Genomic DNA, 22,194 nt, shown 5'->3' with positions numbered 1-22,194 from the left:
TCTATGGCGCGGTTGGCTGGCGCAAAGTTGTTTTATATAGTACGCTAGCGTATTGAATTTGTCAACTATTTTTCCAGAGACAGATCCAGCTTAAGGGCCTGATTAAGCCCGTTGGGCAGCTGGGCCGGCTGTCCGTCTGCTCGCAGCTGGACGGTACGCACCGTATCCACATTGCCCGCCATGGTGTTCACAATGGCGTATACCGTCAGGCGCAGCTGCTCCTCATCCTGTGCCAGCGTCTCCAGTACATCGGCGGGGAGGTTCACATAACAGACCCCATCCTCTACGATCACACCCAGCAGCTCTGTCTCAGCCGGAAGTACGGGGGTCATCGTGTCATAGCTGGGGCCCTGGATCAGCGCCTCCATCACCACCGCGCTCAGCGTGTCCTCCTCGGTGAGCAGCAGCCGCCGGTATTCCACGCCCAATCCGGTCCCATCGGCCCGGGGGAACCAGAGGGTGGCCGTCATTTCCATGGGCTCTCCCTCCGTTCCCAGAAGGATGACATCCTCAGGGCGCAGATTCTCCCCGGTGGTCAGCGGATTCTGCTCTCCCTCAATGGTCACATGGATGGAATCCACCCCCTCCACCTGACAGAGGGTCAGCGCCAGGCAGTAATTGGCCAGGGTCAGATCAATGCCGGAGAGTCCCTCATAGGCCTCGGAGAAATCCAGATCCAGCTTCCCATCGTTCAGCTCCCAGCTCCGTACCTCCAGTCCCTTGGGGAAGGGGGAGGTCAGCTCCATGGTTTCAGGTCCCGCCAGAAGACGGGCCAGCAATTCCTGGATCAGCGGCTCCTTGCCCTGGGCGTGCCAAAACTCGCCCCCTACTGCCGCCCCGCTCTCGTCATTCTCGGCCACAAAATAGATCTCATATGGATGCTCTGTGTCTTTGCCCTGGCTCTTGCCCATGCCGCAGCCGGCCAGAGTCAGAAGCGCCAGCACGAGAGGCAGCATTCGTTTTCTCATTCCGCTCCCTCCTCTTCTCCGTGCCAGCGAGGAAAGCACACCTCAAAGCAGGTGCCCTCCGGCTCCCGCCGGCGGGCCTCCACCCTGCCGCCGTTCTGAAGCACGGTATCCCGCACGATGGACAGCCCCAGACCGGTTCCGCCGGCCGCCCGGGAGCGCGCCTTATCCACTCGGTAAAAGCGATCAAAAATCTTGGGCAGGTCTTCCTCTGGGATACCCACTCCCGTGTCCTCCACCCGCAGGACCACCCAGTCGCCGTCCCCGGGGCGCTTTCCCCGGCGCAGCTGCAAACAGACAAAGACGCTTCCGCCCGGCAGATTATACTTGACGGCGTTTTCCATGAGGTTAAAGGCGATCTGATAGAGGTCGTCCTCTGTAGCCAGGACGGTGCAGCCCTCGATCAGGTCCATATGCAGCGACACATTCACCGCACCGGCCAGAGGCAGGAGCATATGCTCCACCCGGAGCAGCACCTGTTTCACATCCACCGGCCCCACCGCTCTGGGGGGCGCGGTATCCATTCGGGTCAGCGTGAGCAGCTTTTCCGTGATACGGGTCAGCCGCTCCGCCTCATTTCCAATGTCAGTGACAAATTCCCGCACCGTCTCCTCATCCATCCCATCGTTCTGAAGGATGGAGTCGGTCAGCAGACGGATGGAGGCCAGGGGGGTCTTGAGCTCGTGGGAGGCATCCGAGACAAACCGCCGGCGGACCTCCTCCGTGGTCTGAAGCCGCCCGGTCAGCTCATTGAATTCATCGGCCAGCCGCGTGAGCTCATCCCCACCGCCAATGGTGACCCGATGGCTGTACTCGCCCTCCCGCACGGTGTGGATACCGCTCAGAAGCGCGGCGATCCGCCGGGTCACCGCAGTGGAGAACAGAATGCTGAATCCCAGGCCGGCGGCGCATACCACCAGGGAGATATTGCGCAGATTGCTCTGAAAGTCCAGCAGCATCTCGGCCTGCTCTTTATCGTACTCGTAGAGATAGACGGCCCCCTGGGTCATCCCCCGGTAGAGGATGGGGGCGGCCGCCCGGGTGCGGAAGGCCCCATCCCGATATTCCGACCGGAACACATCGTTTCCCTTTAAGGCGCTGACCACTTCCCATAAAAGGGCATAGTGGTCCATGGCATTGTCCACCTCGCTGGTGTCGTAGAGCACCTTACCCGCCGGGTCGGTCACCATCACCCGGTCTACGCCGGTGACGCCCAGCTTTGTGAGGTTGGCCTCCACGCCCTCGGCGGTCAGTCCCTCGCCGCCCGCCAGCGTGGAGGTGATGATATCCGCCTGCCGCCAGAGAGAGTCCTGCTTGGACTGAAAAACCAGATTTTGCGAGATCAAAATGGGATAAATATTCAAAAAGATCAGCAGCGCGGCAATGATGGCCCCGTAGCTGAGAATAAATTTACTTTGGAGGGAGCGCCAGAAGGGCACTCGTCTTCCGCTCTGCCAGGGCCGCTCCATCTGCGCCTGCCTCCTTTCCCAAACGCCGCAGTCTCTCTGCCGGGCCAGATCAGCTGTTCTTCAGGTAGTAGCCCACGCCCCACTTGGTGAGGATATAAGCCGGGTGCGCCGGGTCCATCTCCAGCTTTTCCCGCAAGCGCCGGACATGGACATCCACGGTACGGTAGTCCCCGGCATACTCATAGCCCCAGACCACATTGAGCAGACTCTCTCGGCTGTATACCCGGCCCGGGTTGCGCATCAGCAGCTCCATCAGATCAAACTCTTTCGCCGTGAGCTCCACAGACTCTTTTCCCTTCCAGACCGAACGCTCGTCGGGGTCCAGGGTGATGTGCCCCGCAAAGAGTCGGCTTCCCCGCTCCTTCTGGGCCGTCATGCCCGCCCGGCGCAGCAGGGCCCGCACCCGTGCCTTCAGCTCCAGGATATTGAAGGGCTTGGTGATGTAGTCGTCCGCTCCGCACTCAAACCCCATGATCTTGTCGGCGTCCTCGCTGCGGGCTGTCAGCATAATGATGGGGACATTGGAAAACTCCCGAATCCGCATACAGGCCTGAAGCCCGTCGATCTTGGGCATCATCAGGTCCAAAATAATCAGGTCAAAGGCCCCTCCCCGGGCCAGCTCTACCGCACTCTCGCCGTCATAGGCGGTCTCAACCTGATAACCCTCGCTCTGGAGGTTGAATTTCATTCCTTTGACCAGTACCTTTTCGTCATCGACTACCAGTATTTTCAAGTTGTTTCCCTCCTTCATACCGTAATCCCATCGATCAGCCCCGCCAGAATCCCCTCGCCGATCCCCTTGACCCGGGTCAGCTCCTCAACGGTACGAAAGGGTCCGTTGTTCTGGCGGTCCTCCACAATGGCCTGAGCCCGTTTCTCCCCAATGCCCGGAAGGGTCTCCAGTTCCTCTGCGGTGGCGGTATTGATGTTGATCTTCCCGGACGCCGTTTCCGGTGCCTCTTCTTCCGGCTCCGCCGTTGGAGCGGCACTTGGCGCCTCTGTCCCGACTGTCGGAGCCGTGCTGGGCACTTCCTGCTCCTGCGCAGCGGTTGGAATGGTCACCACCGCCGCGCTGCTCCGTTCCACCTCGACCCGTACCGGCGGCGCGTCGAGCGCGCCCCTTGCCAGCCACCCCGCAGAAAAGGCCAGAAAGACGGCGGTCAGAAACAGCACCGCCCCCTCCAGACGCGAAATCCGCATGGTTCTTTTGGCTCCTTTCCGTTGCGTGTGCGACACTTTTTTGCTATAATGATGGTTACATAATCTCATTTCGTTCGGCCCCATCTCTGGTGCCGGATGTTCTTATATACATTTATTGAGTATATCACAATTGCAAGGAGTTTCCTATGAAAAAAAATCGTCTCGCATCCTTCCTCCTGCTGGCCGGTCTGTTGGCCGGTCTGGTATTTCCGCTCTCCGCCGGGGCCACGGAGACCCAGCCGGTCCAGACACCCGCTCCTTCCGCCGCCCCCTCCTCCGTTCCCCAGCAGCAGAGTGCGCTCCTCGCCTCCATGCACATCGAAGGCACCGCCGCACTGCTGGTGGACGATGACACAGGCGAGGTGCTCTATGAGCAGAACGCCCACGGCAAGGTTTACCCCGCTTCCATCACCAAAGTGATGACCTGTCTGCTCACCCTGGAGTCCATCGCCAGGGGCGAACATCAGCTGGACGAGGTGGTCACTGTCGGTGACCAGGTCAATTACGGCATTGGCGCCGACGGCTCCACCGCCGGCATCAAGGCGGGAGAGCAGCTCACCATCCACGATCTGCTGGGCGCCGCCCTCATCCCCTCCGCCAACGAGGCCTGCAATGCCATGGCACAGCTGGTGGCCGGGGATGTGGAGAAGTTTGTGGATCTGATGAACCAGCGCGCACAGGAACTGGGCATGAACGACACCCATTTTGCCAACCCCCACGGCTATCATGATCCCGACCATTACACCTCTGCCTATGACATCTACCTCATGGCCCACGAGGCCATGAAGGACCCCACCTTCCGGGAACTGGTCAGCTCGGTAGACTACAAGATCCCCGCCACCAACCTCAGCGAAGCCCGTACCCTCCACTCCACCAACGGCCTGGTCTCCACCTGGCGGGTGCGGGATTACTGGTATGAGTATGCCACCGGCATCAAGACCGGCTCTACCCCGGAGGCGGGACACTGTCTGGTCTCCTCCGCCACCAAAAATGACCGCAACCTCATCGCTGTGGTGATGGGTGCGGCCAACTATACCGAGAACAAGGACGTCAACTATTTTACCGAGAGCAAGCGTCTGCTGGAGTTCGGTTTCAACAACTTCTCCCGCCAGACCATTCTGGATGGCAGCAGTCTGGACTTTCCCGAGGTGTCGGTCACTCTCTCCAAGACTGATTATGTGACCGTCCGGCCTGCCGGTTCCCTGTCGGCCACTCTGCCCAACGACATTGATCCCGCCGCTTTCCAGCGTGAGCTGGACCTGCCCGAGAGTGTGGAAGCCCCCGTTGAGGAAGGTCAGGTCCTGGGTACCGTGACCCTCACCTACAACGGTCAGGAGTACGGTAAAGTGGATCTGGTGGCCAACAGCTCTGTGGAGCGCTCCGAGCTCCTCTACCGGCTGGATCGGATCCAGAAATTCTTTGACCAGCTCTGGGTCCGCATCGTCCTGGTCGTGCTGGCTGTACTGCTGGTCTTCCTCTTCCTCCGTCATCTGATTACCGGCCGCAAGCGTTCCCGTTACGGCGGAAGCCGTGCCCGGGGCGGCCGTGGTTCTTCCCGTTATTCCGGCCGCAGACGGCGCTGAGCAAAGGCCCGTCCCCACTTAAATCCGTGGGGACGGGCCTTTTTATTTTGATATCCGTCCTCTGCTAGACAGGGGACGTCCTCTCTTTTGCGTGCGTGGTCCGCAACTCGTTGACGATGAGCGCAATTGCCTCGATCTGTGTATCCGTCAATCCATCCACATTGATCGTGCGCTTTCCGGATGCCCCCAAAAGGTAATCCGTGCTGACTCCGAAGATCCGCGCCATGCGGATCAACACGTCATACGGAGGTAAATGCACACTGTTTTCATAAGAACTCACGACAGATTTGGAAACACCCAGCTGTTTTGCCAGTGCAATCTGTGACATTCCACGCTGTCCGCGCAGATGTTTGATCTTGGCTCCTATTTCAGGCAGGTACACATCCATCCCCCCTTATTCCTGTTATCTTTGACCATTGTATCGAATTCATGGACACGATAGCTGGAATAAATCCTGAAATACTTGACTCCACTTTTCAGACTGGGTATAATGGCTTCATCCTGCACCACTCTGGACTGTCCGCCGTCCACAGACGGACTTCATTTCAGCTCTGGCCGTCTGTCATCGCCCGCCGCAGCTGTTCCACCGCTCTCTTTTCGATCCGGGAGACCTGGACCTGGGACACCCCGAGCACCTGGGCGGTACGGTCCTGGGTGAAGGAGCGAAAATAGCGCAGAAGGATCACCTTCCGCTCCCGCTCGGGCAGGCAGCGGATGGCTTCCCGCAGCGTCTCACGCTCCACCACCTCCTCTTCAAATCCCGCGCCCCCCACCAGGCTCTCCAGCGTCAGGCCGTCTCCCGTCTCCATCTGGAGGGAGGCCACCGGCTGATTGGCCTCTTCTGCGGCGGCGATCTCTTCCGGCTCCAGTCCGGTCTCCTCCGCCAGCTCAGAGAGGGTGGGCTCCCGCCCCAGGGCGGCCGAGAGCCTGTCCCGGGCCTGGCGGACGCTTCCTCCCCGCTCCTTGAGTCCACGGCTGACCTTGAGGGTCCCGTCATCCCGGAGAAAGCGCCGGATCTCTCCGGTGATCTTTGGTACGGCATAGGTGGAGAACTGGCAGCCAAAGGCCGGGTCAAATCCCCGCACCGCCTTTAAAAATCCCAGGCACCCCAGTTGGTATAGGTCCTCCGGGTCCACGCCCCTCCCGTAATAGCGGCGCACGATCCCCCAGATCAATCCGGCATTTCCCTCCAGGATGCGGGCACAGGCGTCGTTATCCCCCCTCCTTGCCTCCTCCAGCAGTTCAGGGGTATCGGCCACACTCATACCGGCAGGCCCACGCGGCGCGCAATCTGCTTTGAGAGCACCACCGTTGTTCCTTTCCCCGGGGTGGAGCGCACCCGTACCCGGTCCATAAAGCTCTCCATAATGGTAAAGCCCATGCCGGAGCGCTCTTCATTTCCGGTGGTGTAGAGAGGCTCTCTGGCCCGGTCCACATCCTCAATGCCGACGCCGTTGTCCTTCACCAGGATCTCCACCGTCTGATCTCCAAACAGGCGCAGGCGCAGTGTGATCTTTCCCAGTGTCTGTGGGTAGGCATGCACAATGGCGTTGGTAACCGCCTCGCTGACAGCGGTCTTGACATCATTCACCTCATCCAGCGTGGGATCCAGCTGGGCCACAAAACAGGCCGCAGCCGTACGGGCAAAGCCCTCGTTGGCCGAGCGGCTGAGGAAGGTCATTACGACCTCATTTACCGGTTTTTGTCTCATATGTATCCCTCCCGGGGCGGGGATTTTTCCCGCCCGTCTCTGATTCAAAGGTCATCAGGCGCTCCAGTCCGGCGGTTTTGAGTACCTTCCACGCCTGCTCCGGCACCCCTGTCACCCGCACCGCCGCGCCGATCTCCGACGCCCGGCGATAGGCGCGCAGCAAAACCGCAATGCCGGAGCTGTCCATAAAGGTCACTCCGGACAGATCCAGGATCAGTTGACGGGGCAGGGCGGCTCCCACCGCCTGCTCCATCTCGGTCATGATGGTCCTGGCATGGTGGTGGTCCACCTCCCCGGTCACGTTCACCGTCAGTACGCGGCCTTCGCCCGTACAGATTACTGCCATAGCTTGTCCCTCCCCGGGAGGCCCGCGCCTCCTTGCCATAAAAAATGCTGTATACCAATTTTTGGTATACAGCGATTATATCTCATTCTGCCGCCGGAATTCGTCGAAGAGAGCACGAAAAGTCAATTCTGGCGATAGACCAACAGTTCTTCCACCCCGCAGTCCAGCACGAAGCACAGCCTTGCCAGAATATCCGCGTCGATCTTCTCCACTTCATTTTTATACCATTTGTCGATGACTTCATAGCGGGTATTGACCAGACGGGCCAGATGATTGCGGGTCAGCCCCCGCTCCTCCATCCGCTCCCGCAAACACAGTTCCACCCGCCCGTATGCTCTGACCCACGTTACACTTCGCTCATCCATAGCATCCCCCCAAACTATACTACAGGCATCCCCCTCTTTCTAACATATCCATATCTCTCGTTACTATGTGTATCGTTACTATTCACATCCGCAATTTTGTGGCATGATAGGTTCAAATCATCCGCACTTATCCCCTTCCGCCACATCCATTCCCTTTGGCAGGTTCCGGCCCTGCCTCTCTTTGTCATGCCTCCCCGGAAGAAAGGGTATCCATATGAAGCTTCTGATCTGTCTTCTTGTGCTCTTATCCCTCCTCTTTTTCCTGATCCTTCTGCTGGTCCTGAGGCGGCTGTACCATCTGCATCTGGAATGCCTGCGCTTGCAGATGGTGCTGGCCCAGCAGGATGATTACCGGACCCAGGCGCTGACCGATGTGCTCACCGGTCTTCCCAACCGCCGTTCTCTGCGCAACCTGCTCTCCGCGCTGTCCGGGTCCGGGCGGCCGGTCTGCGCCGTCACGCTGGATCTCAACGGGCTCAAGGAAATCAATGACTTACAGGGTCATGTGGCGGGGGACCATCTGCTCCGTCAGATGGCACAGTGCCTGCGCCACGCCTGCCCCTCCAATGTGCATGCCTTCCGGGTGGGGGGCGACGAATTTGTCCTGATCGGAGCCGATCTCTCGCGGGATCAGTCCAAGCGGTTTGTGGAGCATCTGCGCAGCCAGCTCTCCCACGCTGGCTTGGATGCCGCTCTGGGTTGGACATGGGGCACTGCGGACGCACTGGAAAACCTTTACGGCCTGCTGACCGAGAGTGACCGGCAGATGTATTTCCAGAAGCGCCGGATCCACAGGCGGTTTTCCTGGGCTTCCGGGCAATCGGCCGACCAGGCCCGTTCGGTCTGAATCCAGAACCTCTCTTCTGAAACAACAAGCCCCGCCGCGGTTATCCGCGGCGGGGCTTGTTCTCTTTTCTTACATGCTCTGGAGCTGTTCCTCCAGCTTCTCGATCAGGGCGCGCAGCTTTTCGGCCCGCTCCCGCTCGGCCTCCACCACGTTGGCGGGGGCCTTGCTCACAAAGCCGGGATTCTGGAGCTTGCCCTCCAGACCGGAGAGCATCTTGCGATTCTTGTCCAGCTCCTTCTGGACCCGGGCCTTCTCCTTCTCCAGATCCACCAGCTCACCCAGGGGGATGGAGATCTGAGCCACATGAGTGGCGATGACCACCTGTCCGGCCTCCTGCCGGGCCTCGGCGGCGGGCACCACCTCCACCTCGCTGGCGGAGGCCAGGCGCTTGAGGAAGGGAATTCCCGCCTCAAAGACAGCCTGCTCCTGGGTGGCCACGGTCAGATGGGCCTTCTTGGAGGGGGGCACGTTCATCTCGGCGCGGCGGGTACGCACGGCGCGGATGGCGTCCATGATGAGCTCCATGGCCTTCTCCTCCTGGGGGAAGGAGAGCTCGGCATGGTACTCAGGCCACTGCTGGAGCATCAGATAGTCGCCCTGGTGGGGCAGAGCCTGCCAGATCTCCTCGGTGATATAGGGCATGAAGGGATGCAGGAGCTTGAGGGTCTCGGTGAGCACATAGCACAGCACCTGCTGGGCGTTGCGCTTGGCCTCCTCGTCCTCGCCCTGGAGGCGGGCCTTGGTCAGCTCGATATACCAGTCGCAGTAGGAGTCCCAGATAAAGTCATAGACCTTCTGAGCTGCCACGCCCAGCTCGAACTTCTCCATGTTCTCGGTGACCTCGGGGATGACGCTGTTGAGCTTGGAGAGGATCCACTTGTCCTCCATCTCCAGGTGCTCGGGCAGGCGGCACTCCTCAATGGTCAGGTTCATCATCAGGAAGCGGCTGGCGTTCCAGATCTTGTTGGCAAAGTTGCGCATGGCCTCACACCGCTCGGTGTAGAAGCGCATGTCGTTTCCGGGGGAGTTGCCGGTGACCAGGTTGAAGCGCAGGGCATCGGCACCGTACTGGTTGGCCATTTCCAGGGGATCGATGCCGTTGCCCAGAGACTTGGACATCTTGCGGCCCTTGTCGTCCCGGACCAGGCCGTGGATGAACACGGTGTGGAAGGGAGGCTTTCCGGTGTGCTCGCAGGCCGAGAAGATCATCCGGGCCACCCAGAAGAAGATAATGTCGTAGCCGGTGACCAGCACGTCGGTGGGGAAGAAATACTTGAAGTCCTCGCTGTTCTCGTCGGGCCAGCCCAGAGTGGAGAAGGGCCACAGGGCGGAGGAGAACCAGGTGTCCAGCACGTCCTCCTCCTGCTTGATGTTCTTGGAGTGGCAGTGCTCGCACTCGGTGGGGTCCTCCTCGGACACGGTGATGTGGCCACACTCCTGGCAGGTCCAGGCGGGGATCTGGTGGCCCCACCACAGCTGGCGGGAGATGCACCAGTCATGGACGTTCTCCATCCAGTTGGTGTAGGTCTTGGAGAAGCGGTCGGGGACAAACTTGACCTCTCCGTCGTTGACCACCCGCAGGGCTTCCTTGGCCAGAGGCTCCATCTTCACGAACCACTGGGCGGAGATCAGGGGCTCCACGTCGCTGTGGCAGCGGTAGCAGGTGCCCACGTTGTGCTGGTGGGGCTCCACCTTTACCAGCCAGCCGCCCTCCTCCAGGTCATGGACGATGGCCTTGCGGGCCTCATAGCGATCCATACCGGAGTAGCGGCTGTAGCCCTCCACCACCTTGCCATTGTCGTCCAGCACCCGGATGGTCTCCAGGTTCTGCCGGAGGCCCACCTCGAAGTCGTTGGGGTCATGGGCGGGGGTCATCTTCACGCAGCCGGTGCCGAACTCCATGTCCACGTACTCGTCGGCCACAATGGGCATCTCCCGGCCCACCAGGGGCAGGATGCACTTCTTGCCCACGATGTCCTTGTAGCGCTCGTCGTTGGGGTTGACGGCCACGCCGGTGTCGCCCAGCATGGTCTCGGGCCGGGTGGTGGCCACGATGACATAGCGGCCCTCCTCCCCCTGGATGGGATAGCGGATGTGCCAGAAGGAGCCCGGCTTATCCTGGTACTCTACCTCGGCGTCGGAGAGGGCGGTGACGCAGTTGGGGCACCAGTTGATGATGCGGGAGCCCTTGTAGATGAGGCCCTTCTTGTAGAGGGAGACAAACACATGGCGGACGGCCTTGGACAGGCCCTCATCCATGGTGAAGCGGGCCCGGTCCCAGTCGCAGGAGGCGCCCAGCTTCTTCTGCTGCTCCACGATGCGGTTGCCGTACTTGTTCTTCCAGTCCCACACCCGCTCCAGGAACTTCTCCCGGCCCAGGTCATAACGGCTCAGGCCCTCGTTCTTGCGCAGCTCCTCCTCCACCTTGATCTGGGTGGCGATGCCGGCGTGGTCGGTGCCGGGGACCCACAGGGCGGCATAACCCTGCATCCGCTTAAAGCGGATCAGGATATCCTGGAGGGTGGAGTCCATGGCGTGACCCATGTGGAGCTGGCCGGTGACGTTGGGGGGCGGCATGACAATGGTGAAGGGCTTCTTGTCGGGGTCCCGATGGCCCTTGAAGCAGCCGTTTTTCTCCCACATCTCATAGACGCGGCTCTCTACCTCCTGGGGTTCATAGACCTTGGGAAGTTCTTTCTTCATACTGAAAACACTCCTGTTCTTGTGTGAACTTACATTTTGGTGACGGGAAGGCCCGTCTTGTCCCGCAGAAGGGTGCGCAGCTCCTCCGTCGTGCCGGCGGTGATGCCCCTCTTGTCAAAGACCTGGGCGTGGCGGTCGCTGAGGGCCAGAACAATAAAATTCTCCCCCTCGGCGATGGCCCTGATGCTCTCATAGCTCCAGCGGGTCTCGGCATTTTGGATGGTGGTCGTATAGTCGTGCTCGGTAAAGACAGTCTCGGTATCCCGTGCGCCAGGCAGAACCTTACGTCCGGCCAAAAAGCCATTGACTCGGTCCTCTGTAAGGAGGATGAGCAGCAGCACCACGGCCACCCCCAGGTCCAGCCATGCCTTCCATCCGGGATCGAGGATCAGATCTCCTACTCCAAACAGAAAGGCCAGGACCATCAGCACCACACCCACAATCCGGCTGCGGCGGCTCTTCTTACGGCGCACCGTCTTACGCAGGCCCCGGGCCATCGCGGTCAGCGCGTCCTTATCATAGTGTGTTCGGATCTTGATTTCCATACCGCGTCTCTCCTTTTACAAGAAAAAACGCCCTGAGCCAATGGCTCAGGGCGAACGAAGTCCGTGGTACCACCTGAATTTCCCGTATGGGACACTCATTTCCTCGATAACGGGAGGGACCGCCGCCGCTTACTCCATTCTGCGGCAGACTCCGGGACGACCTTCCCCGCGCTCCTCGGAAGCCTCGCACCAAAACGGCTTCTCTCTGCATCCGGAACAACGGGTACTCCTTCCCATCGTCGCTTTTGTCTTGATAACGCCTTTTAGTATATGAAATCCCCCGCAAAATGTCAAGAGAAAGTCCCTGTTTTCTCCCCTTGACCCACTTTTGCCGGCGTAGTACACTGGTGTTAATCACCGGAAAGGAGGAGCCGCTATGGAAGAGCATCCCATCGGCACAGTCCGTGCCGTCTATTTCAGCGCCACCGGCACCACCCGGACCGTCGCCCTCACCCTGGCCCGTACCCTGGCGGAGGAGCTCTCCGCCCCTCTGGAGGAGTATGATTTCACCCTCCCCGCCGCCCGCACCGCACCGCCGCCCGTCCAGGCAGGGGATCTCGTGGTGGCGGGCCTCCCGGTCTATGCCGGACGGCTGCCCAATGTCCTGCTCCCCTATCTGGAGACCTGGGAGGGGGCGGGCGCCCTGGCCCTGCCCCTGGTCCTCTTCGGCAACCGGAATTTTGACGACGCCCTCATCGAGCTGCGGAATCTGCTCATCCGGCGGGGCTTCCGCCCCTTTGCGGCGGCCGCTTTCGTCGGGGAGCACGCCTTTTCCACCACCCTGGCGGCCGGCCGGCCAGACCGGGCCGACCTGGACGCCGCCCGCGCCTTTGCCCGCCGGGCGGTCGACAAGCTCCGTGCAGGCCCGGTGGAGGAGCCGGTAGCCGTGGCGGGCCGGACCCCCATCGGCCCCTACTACCAGCCCCGGGACCGCTCCGGCTCGCCCATCGATATCCGTAAGGTGCGCTCCAAGGTGGGCGCGCAGTGTGACCAGTGCGGGCTGTGTGCCAAACTCTGTCCCATGGGCTCCATCGATCCCCGGGATGTGCGCTCCTATACCGGCATCTGCATCAAATGCGGCGCCTGCATCAAGGGCTGTCCCCGGCAGGCCCGCTATTATGACGATCCGGGCTACCTCTACCATAAGGAGGAGCTGGAGCTGGGATATGCCCGTCCCGCCTCCATCTCGCTCTTTCTCTGAGACAAAAAAACGCACCCTCTAGGGTGCGTTTTTTGTCTTCCGATTACGCCTTTGCCGTGGCCTGGCGCAGGGCACGGGCCAGCTGATCCGGGCAGGATGTGGGTTTCCCGCCGCACCGGATGCCGGAGAGGCGGTCGATGACCTCCTCCACCTTCATCCCAGCCACCAGGCTGGAAATCCCCTGCAGATTGCCGTTGCAGCCTCCCAGCACCTGAAGGGAACGGACCACGCCGTCCTCCACATCAATGAGCATCCGCTGAGAGCAGACGCCCTGGGTCTGATAGTCGATTACCATGCGTTTCTCTTCCTCCTTGGGGTACGGAATCGTTCGCAGGGTATCATATCACATCCCACAGCAAAAGGCAATGTGCCGCCCCCCTCATGGCGCAGACGAGACCTGGGACACTGCGGTGGCTCCATTCTTCTGCTCCTGCACCGCGCCCTGCCTTTCTTCTCTCGCCGTCCAGTAGGCGGTATTCTGGAACCGGTCCGGTTCAAATCGGAAGTACACCATATGTCCCACGCCTCCGTCCGCCCGCTCCTCCGGCGGGTCATTGTCCCCCACGAACACAAGATCGGCGACTTCCAGCGGATCGATGGGACTCTCCCAAAAGACACGGGTGGGATGGACGGCCAGGAGCGTGTTCTTTTCCTGGCTGTTCTCGTCCCGATAAATTTGAATGCTATAGTTCGGGTCAAAATGACCGGCGACTCGGGTCCCGTCCCACAGTCTGGCATAGATCCCCCAGTCGGTCTCCTTCTCTCTCTGGGCATCCAGCTGTGCCAAATACCCCTCATCGTCCGGCAGGATCAGGTCCATGGTCATGGATAGGGGCGACAGCGTCAGGTTTTCCAGCAGGACCGGACACACGCCCCCCAGGTTGACCATGGAGCGCCCGGTAAAAACATGGCTCTCGATCCGGCTTCCCTCCAGCGGGATGGTGAGATCAAAGTGGAACCCGGACAGTACCTCATCTGTCCACCCGCCCTCGGACGCGTTGTATCCCCTCAGGCTGTCTTCGACGCTGTCTCCATTTCCTCCGGTCGTCAGGCGAAGATAGTTTGCCTCCGCCGTAAACGTCCCTCCGGACCGTGTGATGGTGCACACCAACGGAAGGCGGTTGTCCAGGGGATCCGCATCCGGGAGGGAGCGGCATCCTCCGCTCACCGCGCTCCACTGGTCGGCATATTGGGTGTTGGCCTCATCCGCATAGAACCCCCACTCCACCGGCAGCCAGTAGTCTGCCCTTTGCCCCTGCTCCGGGAGCGCAGGCAGGCCTATTCCCTCCGGCGCGGCCAGCTCCAGAAAGACATACAGGGTCTGCTCATCCATGAGCACCTCTTCCACGGTCAGCGTAACGCCGGTACCGTTGGGGTCCTCATAGACCTGATGGATGGCCCGCGGGGCAACCTGTTTGGCCTGCTCCGCGGTCTCGATCCCAAAAAAGGCCCGGAACTGCGGCGATACATGGACCAGCGAGACCGCCCCCGCCGCTCCCACCAACAGAGAACAGACCGCCACAAGGGCTACGATCCCACGCTGGATATTCCGGGGGCGCCCCTTTTTCCGGTTTTCCATACCGGTCCCCAGCCGCTCCTTGAGCTGCTCTTTTTCTTCTTCCGAAAAGGCATATCGCTCCAATTCACTGCGCAGATGGTTCATAGCCGTCCTCCTCCAGTTTCTGCTTCAGCCGCCGCCTCGCCCGGGAAAGGCGCATCCGCACCGCATCCGTTCCGATCCCCAGCAGCGCGGCGATCTCCTGTGCGTCATATCCCATGTAATAGCGCAGCAGCAGCACCTCCCGGTCCCGGTCCGGTAAATGCCGCAGTTCCTCCAGGAGCCCACCCGGCTCCGGCTCGGGTGCAACGGGGTCGGCTACGCACTCCATCCCCACCACATTTCTTCTCCAAAAGCTGCGGCGCAGATTTTTGCAGGTGTTGATGGTCACACGCACGATCCAGGCCCGTTCCGCCTCCGGAGCCGGAAAGGTGCCGGTGTACTCCAGCCGCTTGAGGAGGACCGTCTGGCAGATGTCCTGCGCGTCGTGGCTGGAACGCACCCAGCTCAAGGAGAGCCGCAGGATCAGATCGGAATAGGTCTCCACCAGCCGCTCCGCCTCGTCGGGACACGCTTTCATTCACTCACTTCCCTTCCCTCGGTTCTGAACGCGTTCACCTATAAAACACATCACCCCATGCTTTTGTAACCGCTTTGGAAAAAAAGAAAAGCACGTGCCCGGATGGATGGTCCGGAACACGTGCTTTTATCCTATCACATCAAAAACATGGAGAACAGTACGGTCAAAATACCGCACGCGCCGATGGCCAGGCCGCTCATGGCTCCCTCGGTCTCCCCCAGCTCCAGGGCTTTGGAGGTCCCCACCGCATGGGAGCAGGCGCCGATAGCAAGGCCCGCCGTCAGGGGGTCCCGCACCCGGAAGACCCGGATCAGGGTGGGGGCCAGGATGCTTCCCAGGATTCCGGTCAGAATCACTGCCACCACCGTGATGGAGGTGATACCCCCATGACTGCCCGCGATGCTCACCGCGATGGGCGTAGTCACCGACTTGGGCATCAGCGCGGCCGTCAAACTCTCGTCCAGCCGAAAGAGACGGCACAGGGCATATACGCTCCCCATGGAGGTCAGAGACCCCACCGCACATCCCACCAGAATGGGAAGCCAATTCTGCTTCAGCAGCTCCACCTTTGTGTAGATGGAGACGGCCAGGCAGGCCGTGGCAGGTGCCAGGAAGAGATTGATGAGGGCTCCCCCCTGGTTGTAGGCCTCATAGGGGATGCGGAACACCAGCAGCACACCCACAATGAGCACAATCGCGATGATGAGGGGATTGCAGGCCACCAGCCCGGTCTTTTTCTGGATCCGGATGCCGATCCAAAAGGCGATCACACTCAGGGCAATGCCAAAAAACGGGGATTCAAATAGCTCAGCCATGATTACGTTTCCTCCGATTCATCAGATAGACCGTCAGCTTGATGCTGTATGCCGTGGCGGCAAAGGTGATGACTGTGGTCACAAGGCAGATCAGGACCAGCGGAATCAAGCTGCTTTTGAGCACATCAAAATAGTTCATGACGCTCACTCCGGCCGGGATAAAGAAAAAGGCCATGTTGGAGAGCAGAAAGTCCGACTTTTCCCGGATATGCTCCATGCGCAGCACTCCCGTTGCCAGCAGGAGAAACAACAAAATCATTCCGATCACACTGGCCGGGAAGGCAAAGGGCAAAAGTGCCTCTACCACCTGACTGACCCAGCAGATGGAAAAAATGATGGCGATCTGATAGATAATTTTCAATGGATCTGCACCCCCAGATGTAGGATTTCCAAGTGTTAAGTGTACGTCGCTCCCCTCCCGTTGTCAAACCAAGATTGCAGCCTCTCTTTTCCCCTCTCTTTATGCAATTTTTCATATACCGCTATCTTTCCCATGTTCATGGCGATAAAAAGCTTGTACGGGAGTCCAAATGGACTCCCGTACAGGCTAGAAGGTTTATCGCAACAGCTCCAGTTATGGAAAGGGAATCTATCCTGGAACTATGTACGCATAGGGATTACCGGTTGAAATAGGTCCGGTCGGTCACTGCCATCTTGGCGCACAGCTTGTATGCGGTCTCAAAGGCAGAGGTGGTGCACTTGCCGGTGCCGGCAATGTCGTAAGCGGTGCCATGGGCGGGGGTGGTGATGGCAAAGGGCTGGCCGGCCGCCACGGTGACGCCACGCTCAAAGCCCTTGAGCTTCAGCGCGATCTGGCCCTGGTCATGGTACATGGTCACCACGGCATTGAAGTCGCCCTTGAACGCACGGATGAACAGGGTGTCGGAGGGGAAGGGGCCGACGATGTTCTTGCCCTCGGCGTTGGCCTTGGCCACGGCGGGCTCCAGCACGTCGATCTCCTCACGGCCGCAGGTGCCGCTGTCACCGCCGTGGGGGTTGACGGCAGCGATGGCCACCTTGGGATCCTCATAGCCGGCGCGCTTCAGGGTCTCGTAGGCCAGGTTGATGGCATCGCCCACGGTCTTAGCGGTCAGATGGGCGCTGACATCCTTCAGGGGGATGTGGCTGGTGGCGCGGGAGGTCCACAGGCCGTCCAGCACGTTCATCTCGCCGTGGGGCTTGTCCATCACGCCCAGGCGCTCGGCGAAGAGCTCGTGCTCGCTCTCGAAGTGATAGCCGCCGTTCTTCATGGCCGCCTTGTTCAGAGGACCAAAGCAGAAGCCCTCCAGCAGGCCCTTCTTGCAGTACTCCATGATCATGCAGAGGTTGTCGGCCTCCTCCTTGCCGTTGACCGCGGAGACCACGGCGATCTCCACCTTGGAGGCGTCCAGGCTCTTGGTGTTCAGGAGCACCAGACCAGTCTCCTTCTTGGCCTCCTCCACGGCGGCCTCCATGGTCTCGGTCACGGTGTAGGCAAACTCAGTGCCGGTATCCTTCATGCCGCGGCGCAGAACGCTCTCATCACCCACCAGGATGGGCTTGGCGTGCTCCATCAGGAAGCCGTTGGCGCACAGCTTGGCAATGATCTCAGGGCCGATGCCCGCAGCATCTCCCAGAGGGACTGCCAGCAGGGGCTTTCCGGAAAACTGACTCATATTCTATTTCCTCCTGTCTCTTACAGTGCTTTCTGAAAGGAATGGCAGTTGGAGTTGGCCACTCCGTTTTCCTTATAAATGACGCCCTTTTTCATGACAAAGGACACGTGCTCCAGCACGGCGGGATCCTCCAGGGGGTTGCCCTGGACCGCGATCACGTCGGCGTCCGCACCGGCGCTCAGCTCGCCCTTCTTGCCCGCCACGCGGGAAATATAGGCCGCGTTGGAGGTGACACCCTTGAGAGCAGTGCGCTTGTCCGCGCCCAGCTCCACCGCGTAGACCACTTCCTTCCACAGCAGGCCGTGGTTGGCGTCGGTACCCAGCGCAAAGTGGATGCCGGCCTTGACCAGATCGCCCACGCACTTGCGCACGATCTCACGGCCCTCCCGGGCCTTGGCCACATTGGCGGGAGAGAGATAGGCCTCCCGGTCGGGATCCAGGTAAATGCCGGTGGTCAGATCCACCCAGCACTCGGGATGCGCCTTGAGCAGTTCGATATCCTCCTGAGAGGCACAGTAGGCGTGCTCGATGACCGCCACACCCTGCTCCACGCAGTCGTGGAGGGCCTTACCGCCGATGCAGTGAGCGGCCACAGGCAGATGCAGGCGCTCTCCCTCTTCCACCACCGTGCGGATCTCCTCCGCAGACAGGAAGGAGGGGACAAAGCCCTGGTTCACCGAGAACAGACCGGGCGTCGTAAAGATCTTGAGCACGTTCACGCCCTTGGACACGTTGGCCCGGGCGGTACGGCGGAACTCCTCCACGCCGGAGTGGGGCGCGCCGATGTAGCCGCTGCCGTTGGAGCCCTTCATGCCCACACCGGCGGTCAGCAGATCGGGACCGGTCACATTGCCCGCCTCGATCTCCTTCTTCAGCTTGAGATCCAGATCATACTTGTCACCCATGCAACGGGCAGTGGTGACGCCGGAGATCAGGTCGTCGTGCAGGCCCTCCAGAGCCAGCAGAGTCAGCTTGCACTCGGAAGCAGTGCCCAGGATCTCCAGATGCTCGCTCTTGCGGGCATCGATGGAGAGGTGGTTATGGCACTCGATCATGCCGGGCATCACGGTCTCCTCCGCAAAGGAAATGACCTGAGCGTCCGCCTTATCTTCCGCAGTCAGGGCGCTCTCAGCGACCACCTTGAGAATCTTGCCGTCCTCGATGACCACAGCGCCGTTGTGGATCTCCTCCAGCTCCGCGCCGGAGAGTACCGTTTTTGCCGTAATAATCTGTTTCATCGTTTTCTCCGTCCTTATCGTTCCATCAGTATTCAACGCTCCGGGATGGCCCCGGAAAGAGTCGATCGCGGCTGGTTCTTACTGAGCCAGCTCGTCCGCGCCAGGCACGTGGGCGCGGCGCTTTTTGCCCCGCTTCTCAAACCACTTGTCGCTCCACTTGGCCAGGAAGGAGACCATCAGAGGACAGAGGATGGCGGTGATGACCACGCTGGCCGCGATCTGAGCGGTGGCCGTCTCCACCTGGGGCTCAAAGGTGGGATCTGCCGCAGCAATGGCAGCCGGAGTGGTAGCAGCCACGCCGGCGGTGGTGCCGATGGCGGCGCCCATGGGATCGGGCTGACGGCGCAGCAGGCTGTAAATGATAAAGGACAGCAGGCCGGTGCTCACCAGGGTCAGCAGGCCCAGGACGATGCCGGAAACACCGGCAGCCGCAATGTTGAAGAGGTTCATGCCAGCGCCCAGCGTAAAGCCGTTGAAGGGGGGCAGGAGCACCATGCCGGGGGCCAGGATCTTACGCCACTCGTGGTCCAGGTTGCCCACGATGAAGCCCAGGATCATGGGCACCATGCAGGCGATCATGTCCTTGGCGGGGAAGGTGCCCATACCGGCGGCGCCCAGGGCGATCATGGTGAAGAAGGGGCCGTCGTTCAGCGCCAGGATGGAGGTGGCGCCCACGTCGCTCTCCTCACCGTACTCGCTGGCCAGGGTGGCGTAGATGACGCCGTTGGAGTTGGTCACAGCGCCGATCACAGCCAGGGAGCTCAGGCCCAGCAGACCGGCCTCGCCGAACATGGCGTTGAGCAGCAGGCCCAGGCCAAAGCCAATAAAGAACTTGAGGGCGGTCAGCACCACGCCCACATAAATGGTGCGTCCGGCCATCTTCACGTCAATGGTGGCGCCGCTGCAGAACAGGAACAGACCGATCAGAGTCTGGATCCCGCCCTTGAACAGGCCGGTGGTGAAGCCGCCGATGGTCAGAATATCGGGGAAAAAGGTGTTGACCAGGCATCCCAGCAGCAGGGGGATCACCATGACGCCGGCGGGGAACTTTTTCATCGTCCCCAAAATTCGTACGTTACCCAAGATGTTCATACTCTCGCTCTCCTTTGTTGTCTGAATGCGTTTGGCAACTCAGAGCTTCTCTTTATCGCATGCTTTCGCAATGCGTTTGCCCTTTGTTTATAGCAAGCAGTATGCCATTCTTGTCTTGTACCGCAATTCTCTCGGGTATTTTGTTTTGTTAAACAAAATATATCCAACTTCGCAAGCGTTATCTTGTGCTATATGTCATATTTCTTTCAACTTTTTTCCGGACAGACATATATTCTCCCACGTCTCTCGCTTCTATTGCACTTGTATTGCATTGCATTTTGCAATATATGCAATTCGAGGTAGTATCGCAACCTCATTTATGATATACTTTTTCCAAGGAGTGTGCAAGTTTCCTATGTATCATATTACCTTTCTAGCCCCCTATCCGGGCTGTATTCCCCTCATTGAACAGGTCTTTCAGGAGCGTCCGGACCGGGATCAGATCCAATACGAGATCCTTCCCGACTATTACAACAACCAATTGGAGCATGTGACCGGGGAGGCCATCATCTCCCGCGGTTTTACGGCCCACACCATGAAGCGTCTGAATATCCCCGGCGCGGAGCTCACCGCCAGCGGATACGATGTGGTCCGTGCGGTGGACCACTGTGTCAAAAGCTATCCCGGCACCCGAATCGCTGTGATCGGTGCCCTCAACCTGATCTATGGCTCGGAAATGCTCTCCCGCCTCTACGAGGACCGGGATATCCGCACCTATCCCATCCAGGATGAGACCCACCTGGAGGACACCATCCTCACTGCCATCCGGGAGGGTGCGCAGACGGTGGTAGGCGGCTCCTCCACCTGTGACATCGCCCGCCTGTACGGCATTCCCTCCGTCCTGATCGAATCGGGCCGCGAGAGTATCGATACCGCCATCAGCAACGCCATCAACATCATCAATGTCTCCCGCTATGAAAAGGAGAAGCGGAAAACCACCGACAATATCATCAATTACTCCTTCCAGGGCATCCTCCTGGTGGATCGGACGGGACATATCGAGGTGGCAAACCGCTATTGCCTGGAGCATCTCAATCAGCAGAAGGGCCCCATGAAGGGGCGGCACATTGAGGAATTTTTTCCGGAACTGCCCTACGAGGCTCTGATCCGCGGGGAAAAAAAGATCCTGTCCGAGATCTACCGCTGTGGGGACAAGCAGTTTCTCATGAACTGCGCCCCGGTAGAGGTGGAAGGACAGGTCACCAGCTGTGTCATTACCCTTCAGACCATTGAAAAGATCATGGAAGAGGAACGGGCCATCCGCAAGCGGATGCACAAACAGGGTTTTGTGGCCAAATACTCCTTTTCCGACATCCTACATGTGGGAAAGACTTTGGATGAGACCATTCACAACGCGGAGGACTTCAGCGCGGTGGAATACAACATCCTGATCCGCGGGGAGACCGGAACCGGCAAAGAGCTCTTTGCCCAGTCCATCCACAATGCCAGCCGGCGCAAAAACAAGCCCTTTGTGGCCATCAACTGCGCCGCCCTTCCGGACAATATCCTGGAAAGCGAGCTGTTCGGCTATGTAGAGGGTGCTTTTACCGGCGCAGCCAAGGGCGGCAAGGTGGGATTCTTTGAGATCGCCCACAAGGGCACGCTCTTTCTGGATGAGATCGGGGATATCTCACCCAAGCTGCAAAGCCGCCTCCTCCGCGTCCTACAGGAGCGGGAGATCATCCGTCTGGGCAGCGACACCGTCATTCCCATCGACGTGCGCATCATTGCCGCCACCAACAAGGACCTCTATGCGGAGGTCCAGGCCGGCGCATTCCGGGAGGACCTCTACTACCGCCTGGATGTGCTGGAGCTCAAGCTCCCGCCGGTGCGCCAGCGCAAACAGGACATTCCCTGTCTGGCCGAGCATTTTTTGAATTTTGAGCGTGAGAAGCATGCCTGTGTCCTCAAAGGGTTTACCAAGGGAGCGATGGAGCTGCTCACCTCCTACGACTGGCCCGGCAACGTGCGGGAATTGCGCAATTTCTGTGAGCGCATCTCCATTCTCTGCAAGCGGGAGTATGCCGAGGCCGCCGATGTCCTGCGCGCTCTGCCCAATCTGTCGGCGCCTCCCTCCTCCGCCCCGCTCCCCACTTCCGTCCCAAACAACGAGCGGGAAGAGCTTCAGCGTATCCTCCTGCTCCACCAGGGAAACCGCAAGGAAACCGCCCGTTATCTCGGCATCCATCCCAGTACGCTCTGGCGAAAAATGAAACGTCTGGGGCTGGAATAATCCCCTCCAAAATATCACACACGCCCGATCAGGTGAAACGAGTCCCCGCTGATCCGGCGTGTGTGATATATCTATGGTGCTCCTTCTC

The 22,194-nt window shown here is 59.9% G+C and carries 23 protein-coding genes and 1 other annotated feature; of the genes, 4 read left to right on the top strand and 19 right to left on the bottom strand.

Annotated elements, in window-relative coordinates:
• Nucleotides 1-65: 65 nt before the first annotated feature.
• The 4 genes from GPK94_RS12730 to GPK94_RS12715 are packed head-to-tail and all read right to left on the bottom strand — an operon-like array spanning nucleotide 66 to nucleotide 3,634.
• A complete protein-coding gene (locus GPK94_RS12730; protein WP_215655989.1) occupies nucleotides 66-968 on the bottom strand; it encodes a GerMN domain-containing protein in 903 nt (300 codons plus the stop codon).
• Nucleotides 965-2,434 carry a HAMP domain-containing sensor histidine kinase gene (locus tag GPK94_RS12725; protein WP_215655988.1) on the bottom strand — a complete coding sequence of 490 codons (1,470 nt, stop codon included), beginning with the start codon at nucleotides 2,432-2,434 and terminating at the stop codon, nucleotides 965-967. The genes GPK94_RS12730 and GPK94_RS12725 overlap by 4 nt, the downstream gene beginning before the upstream one ends.
• A 49-nt stretch (nucleotides 2,435-2,483) precedes the next feature.
• Entirely contained in the window at nucleotides 2,484-3,167 is a 684-nt protein-coding gene (locus tag GPK94_RS12720) for a response regulator transcription factor (protein ID WP_101691406.1), read from the bottom strand.
• A 14-nt stretch (nucleotides 3,168-3,181) separates the two neighbouring features.
• Nucleotides 3,182-3,634 carry a ComEA family DNA-binding protein gene (locus GPK94_RS12715; RefSeq protein ID WP_195279304.1) on the bottom strand — a complete coding sequence of 151 codons (453 nt, stop codon included), beginning with the start codon at nucleotides 3,632-3,634 and terminating at the stop codon, nucleotides 3,182-3,184.
• A 146-nt stretch (nucleotides 3,635-3,780) separates the two neighbouring features.
• Between GPK94_RS12715 and GPK94_RS12710 the strand changes: the two genes are divergently transcribed.
• On the top strand, nucleotides 3,781-5,217 hold the full coding sequence (locus tag GPK94_RS12710; protein WP_186964142.1) for a D-alanyl-D-alanine carboxypeptidase family protein: 1,437 nt from the start codon (nucleotides 3,781-3,783) through the stop codon (nucleotides 5,215-5,217).
• A gap of 64 nt (nucleotides 5,218-5,281) precedes the next feature.
• Here the strand turns inward: GPK94_RS12710 and GPK94_RS12705 are convergent, their stop codons facing one another.
• The 5 genes from GPK94_RS12705 to GPK94_RS12685 form a co-directional block, all read right to left on the bottom strand.
• The gene (locus tag GPK94_RS12705) at nucleotides 5,282-5,605 is read right to left on the bottom strand and encodes a helix-turn-helix transcriptional regulator (RefSeq protein ID WP_193537818.1); all 324 of its coding nucleotides are present in this window, start codon (nucleotides 5,603-5,605) and stop codon (nucleotides 5,282-5,284) included.
• Between the two features lie 157 nt (nucleotides 5,606-5,762).
• Nucleotides 5,763-6,482, bottom strand: a complete 720-nt coding sequence (locus GPK94_RS12700) for a sigma-70 family RNA polymerase sigma factor (RefSeq protein WP_101691410.1) — start codon at nucleotides 6,480-6,482, stop codon at nucleotides 5,763-5,765.
• Nucleotides 6,479-6,928 carry an anti-sigma F factor gene (gene spoIIAB, locus GPK94_RS12695; RefSeq protein ID WP_101691411.1) on the bottom strand — a complete coding sequence of 150 codons (450 nt, stop codon included), beginning with the start codon at nucleotides 6,926-6,928 and terminating at the stop codon, nucleotides 6,479-6,481. The genes GPK94_RS12700 and spoIIAB overlap by 4 nt, the downstream gene beginning before the upstream one ends.
• Nucleotides 6,906-7,274: an STAS domain-containing protein gene (locus GPK94_RS12690; RefSeq protein WP_101691412.1), complete on the bottom strand. Its 369-nt coding sequence runs from the start codon at nucleotides 7,272-7,274 to the stop codon at nucleotides 6,906-6,908. The genes spoIIAB and GPK94_RS12690 overlap by 23 nt, the downstream gene beginning before the upstream one ends.
• Nucleotides 7,275-7,396: 122 nt before the next feature.
• Nucleotides 7,397-7,639, bottom strand: coding sequence for a helix-turn-helix transcriptional regulator (locus GPK94_RS12685; RefSeq protein ID WP_215655987.1), 243 nt, complete (start codon nucleotides 7,637-7,639; stop codon nucleotides 7,397-7,399).
• A gap of 214 nt (nucleotides 7,640-7,853) precedes the next feature.
• Between GPK94_RS12685 and GPK94_RS12680 the strand changes: the two genes are divergently transcribed.
• Nucleotides 7,854-8,486 carry a GGDEF domain-containing protein gene (locus GPK94_RS12680; RefSeq protein ID WP_215655986.1) on the top strand — a complete coding sequence of 211 codons (633 nt, stop codon included), beginning with the start codon at nucleotides 7,854-7,856 and terminating at the stop codon, nucleotides 8,484-8,486.
• Between the two features lie 69 nt (nucleotides 8,487-8,555).
• Here the strand turns inward: GPK94_RS12680 and GPK94_RS12675 are convergent, their stop codons facing one another.
• Both GPK94_RS12675 and GPK94_RS12670 read right to left on the bottom strand, forming a co-directional pair.
• On the bottom strand, nucleotides 8,556-11,189 hold the full coding sequence (locus GPK94_RS12675; protein ID WP_215655985.1) for a valine--tRNA ligase: 2,634 nt from the start codon (nucleotides 11,187-11,189) through the stop codon (nucleotides 8,556-8,558).
• 29 nt (nucleotides 11,190-11,218) lie between these two features.
• A complete protein-coding gene (locus tag GPK94_RS12670) occupies nucleotides 11,219-11,734 on the bottom strand; it encodes a YcxB family protein (protein ID WP_215655984.1) in 516 nt (171 codons plus the stop codon).
• Nucleotides 11,735-11,777: 43 nt separating this feature from the next.
• Nucleotides 11,778-11,983 (bottom strand) — a binding site (T-box leader).
• Between the two features lie 127 nt (nucleotides 11,984-12,110).
• Here GPK94_RS12670 and GPK94_RS12665 point away from each other — a divergent pair.
• The gene (locus GPK94_RS12665; protein WP_215655983.1) at nucleotides 12,111-12,935 is read left to right on the top strand and encodes a 4Fe-4S dicluster domain-containing protein; all 825 of its coding nucleotides are present in this window, start codon (nucleotides 12,111-12,113) and stop codon (nucleotides 12,933-12,935) included.
• A 43-nt stretch (nucleotides 12,936-12,978) separates the two neighbouring features.
• Here GPK94_RS12665 and GPK94_RS12660 read toward each other — a convergent pair whose 3' ends face one another.
• The 8 genes from GPK94_RS12660 to GPK94_RS12625 form a co-directional block, all read right to left on the bottom strand.
• Nucleotides 12,979-13,230: a TIGR03905 family TSCPD domain-containing protein gene (locus GPK94_RS12660; RefSeq protein WP_101691418.1), complete on the bottom strand. Its 252-nt coding sequence runs from the start codon at nucleotides 13,228-13,230 to the stop codon at nucleotides 12,979-12,981.
• An 84-nt stretch (nucleotides 13,231-13,314) separates the two neighbouring features.
• The gene (locus GPK94_RS12655; protein ID WP_215655982.1) at nucleotides 13,315-14,598 is read right to left on the bottom strand and encodes a DUF4179 domain-containing protein; all 1,284 of its coding nucleotides are present in this window, start codon (nucleotides 14,596-14,598) and stop codon (nucleotides 13,315-13,317) included.
• A complete protein-coding gene (locus GPK94_RS12650; RefSeq protein ID WP_215655981.1) occupies nucleotides 14,579-15,073 on the bottom strand; it encodes an RNA polymerase sigma factor in 495 nt (164 codons plus the stop codon). Before GPK94_RS12650 ends, GPK94_RS12655 begins: the two co-directional genes overlap by 20 nt.
• A gap of 134 nt (nucleotides 15,074-15,207) precedes the next feature.
• Nucleotides 15,208-15,888, bottom strand: coding sequence for an LrgB family protein (locus tag GPK94_RS12645; protein WP_193537835.1), 681 nt, complete (start codon nucleotides 15,886-15,888; stop codon nucleotides 15,208-15,210).
• Nucleotides 15,881-16,249 carry a CidA/LrgA family protein gene (locus GPK94_RS12640; RefSeq protein ID WP_193537837.1) on the bottom strand — a complete coding sequence of 123 codons (369 nt, stop codon included), beginning with the start codon at nucleotides 16,247-16,249 and terminating at the stop codon, nucleotides 15,881-15,883. The genes GPK94_RS12645 and GPK94_RS12640 overlap by 8 nt, the downstream gene beginning before the upstream one ends.
• Before the next feature lie 256 nt (nucleotides 16,250-16,505).
• A complete protein-coding gene (locus GPK94_RS12635; protein WP_101691422.1) occupies nucleotides 16,506-17,543 on the bottom strand; it encodes a 4-hydroxythreonine-4-phosphate dehydrogenase PdxA in 1,038 nt (345 codons plus the stop codon).
• 20 nt (nucleotides 17,544-17,563) lie between these two features.
• A complete protein-coding gene (locus tag GPK94_RS12630; protein WP_101691423.1) occupies nucleotides 17,564-18,781 on the bottom strand; it encodes an amidohydrolase family protein in 1,218 nt (405 codons plus the stop codon).
• A 78-nt stretch (nucleotides 18,782-18,859) separates the two neighbouring features.
• Entirely contained in the window at nucleotides 18,860-19,873 is a 1,014-nt protein-coding gene (locus tag GPK94_RS12625; RefSeq protein WP_215655980.1) for a 2-keto-3-deoxygluconate permease, read from the bottom strand.
• A gap of 355 nt (nucleotides 19,874-20,228) precedes the next feature.
• On the opposite strand from GPK94_RS12625, the gene GPK94_RS12620 reads away from it, so the two are divergent.
• The gene (locus GPK94_RS12620) at nucleotides 20,229-22,106 is read left to right on the top strand and encodes a sigma 54-interacting transcriptional regulator (RefSeq protein WP_215655979.1); all 1,878 of its coding nucleotides are present in this window, start codon (nucleotides 20,229-20,231) and stop codon (nucleotides 22,104-22,106) included.
• Nucleotides 22,107-22,194: the final 88 nt, after the last annotated feature.

Origin of the sequence: Pseudoflavonifractor sp. MCC625 (assembly GCF_018784545.1) — a bacterium.
GTDB classification, from domain to species: Bacteria; Bacillota; Clostridia; order Oscillospirales; family Oscillospiraceae; genus Pseudoflavonifractor_A; species Pseudoflavonifractor_A gallinarum.
The sequence above is the reverse complement of the archived record's forward strand: the minus strand, read 5'-3'. Positions and strand labels throughout refer to the sequence as shown.

Excerpts from the sequence above, each read along its gene's own strand:
- GPK94_RS12730 (WP_215655989.1), bottom strand. The coding sequence starts at position 968 with ATGAGAAAACGAATGCTGCCTCTCGTGCTGGCGCTTCTGACTCTGGCC.
- GPK94_RS12725 (WP_215655988.1), bottom strand. The coding sequence starts at position 2,434 with ATGGAGCGGCCCTGGCAGAGCGGAAGACGAGTGCCCTTCTGGCGCTCC.
- GPK94_RS12715 (WP_195279304.1), bottom strand. The coding sequence starts at position 3,634 with ATGCGGATTTCGCGTCTGGAGGGGGCGGTGCTGTTTCTGACCGCCGTC.
- GPK94_RS12710 (WP_186964142.1), top strand. The coding sequence starts at position 3,781 with ATGAAAAAAAATCGTCTCGCATCCTTCCTCCTGCTGGCCGGTCTGTTG.
- GPK94_RS12705 (WP_193537818.1), bottom strand. The coding sequence starts at position 5,605 with ATGGATGTGTACCTGCCTGAAATAGGAGCCAAGATCAAACATCTGCGC.
- GPK94_RS12700 (WP_101691410.1), bottom strand. The coding sequence starts at position 6,482 with ATGAGTGTGGCCGATACCCCTGAACTGCTGGAGGAGGCAAGGAGGGGG.
- spoIIAB (WP_101691411.1), bottom strand. The coding sequence starts at position 6,928 with ATGAGACAAAAACCGGTAAATGAGGTCGTAATGACCTTCCTCAGCCGC.
- GPK94_RS12690 (WP_101691412.1), bottom strand. The coding sequence starts at position 7,274 with ATGGCAGTAATCTGTACGGGCGAAGGCCGCGTACTGACGGTGAACGTG.
- GPK94_RS12685 (WP_215655987.1), bottom strand. The coding sequence starts at position 7,639 with ATGGATGAGCGAAGTGTAACGTGGGTCAGAGCATACGGGCGGGTGGAA.
- GPK94_RS12680 (WP_215655986.1), top strand. The coding sequence starts at position 7,854 with ATGAAGCTTCTGATCTGTCTTCTTGTGCTCTTATCCCTCCTCTTTTTC.
- GPK94_RS12675 (WP_215655985.1), bottom strand. The coding sequence starts at position 11,189 with ATGAAGAAAGAACTTCCCAAGGTCTATGAACCCCAGGAGGTAGAGAGC.
- GPK94_RS12670 (WP_215655984.1), bottom strand. The coding sequence starts at position 11,734 with ATGGAAATCAAGATCCGAACACACTATGATAAGGACGCGCTGACCGCG.
- GPK94_RS12665 (WP_215655983.1), top strand. The coding sequence starts at position 12,111 with ATGGAAGAGCATCCCATCGGCACAGTCCGTGCCGTCTATTTCAGCGCC.
- GPK94_RS12660 (WP_101691418.1), bottom strand. The coding sequence starts at position 13,230 with ATGGTAATCGACTATCAGACCCAGGGCGTCTGCTCTCAGCGGATGCTC.
- GPK94_RS12655 (WP_215655982.1), bottom strand. The coding sequence starts at position 14,598 with ATGAACCATCTGCGCAGTGAATTGGAGCGATATGCCTTTTCGGAAGAA.
- GPK94_RS12650 (WP_215655981.1), bottom strand. The coding sequence starts at position 15,073 with ATGAAAGCGTGTCCCGACGAGGCGGAGCGGCTGGTGGAGACCTATTCC.
- GPK94_RS12645 (WP_193537835.1), bottom strand. The coding sequence starts at position 15,888 with ATGGCTGAGCTATTTGAATCCCCGTTTTTTGGCATTGCCCTGAGTGTG.
- GPK94_RS12635 (WP_101691422.1), bottom strand. The coding sequence starts at position 17,543 with ATGAGTCAGTTTTCCGGAAAGCCCCTGCTGGCAGTCCCTCTGGGAGAT.
- GPK94_RS12630 (WP_101691423.1), bottom strand. The coding sequence starts at position 18,781 with ATGAAACAGATTATTACGGCAAAAACGGTACTCTCCGGCGCGGAGCTG.
- GPK94_RS12625 (WP_215655980.1), bottom strand. The coding sequence starts at position 19,873 with ATGAACATCTTGGGTAACGTACGAATTTTGGGGACGATGAAAAAGTTC.
- GPK94_RS12620 (WP_215655979.1), top strand. The coding sequence starts at position 20,229 with ATGTATCATATTACCTTTCTAGCCCCCTATCCGGGCTGTATTCCCCTC.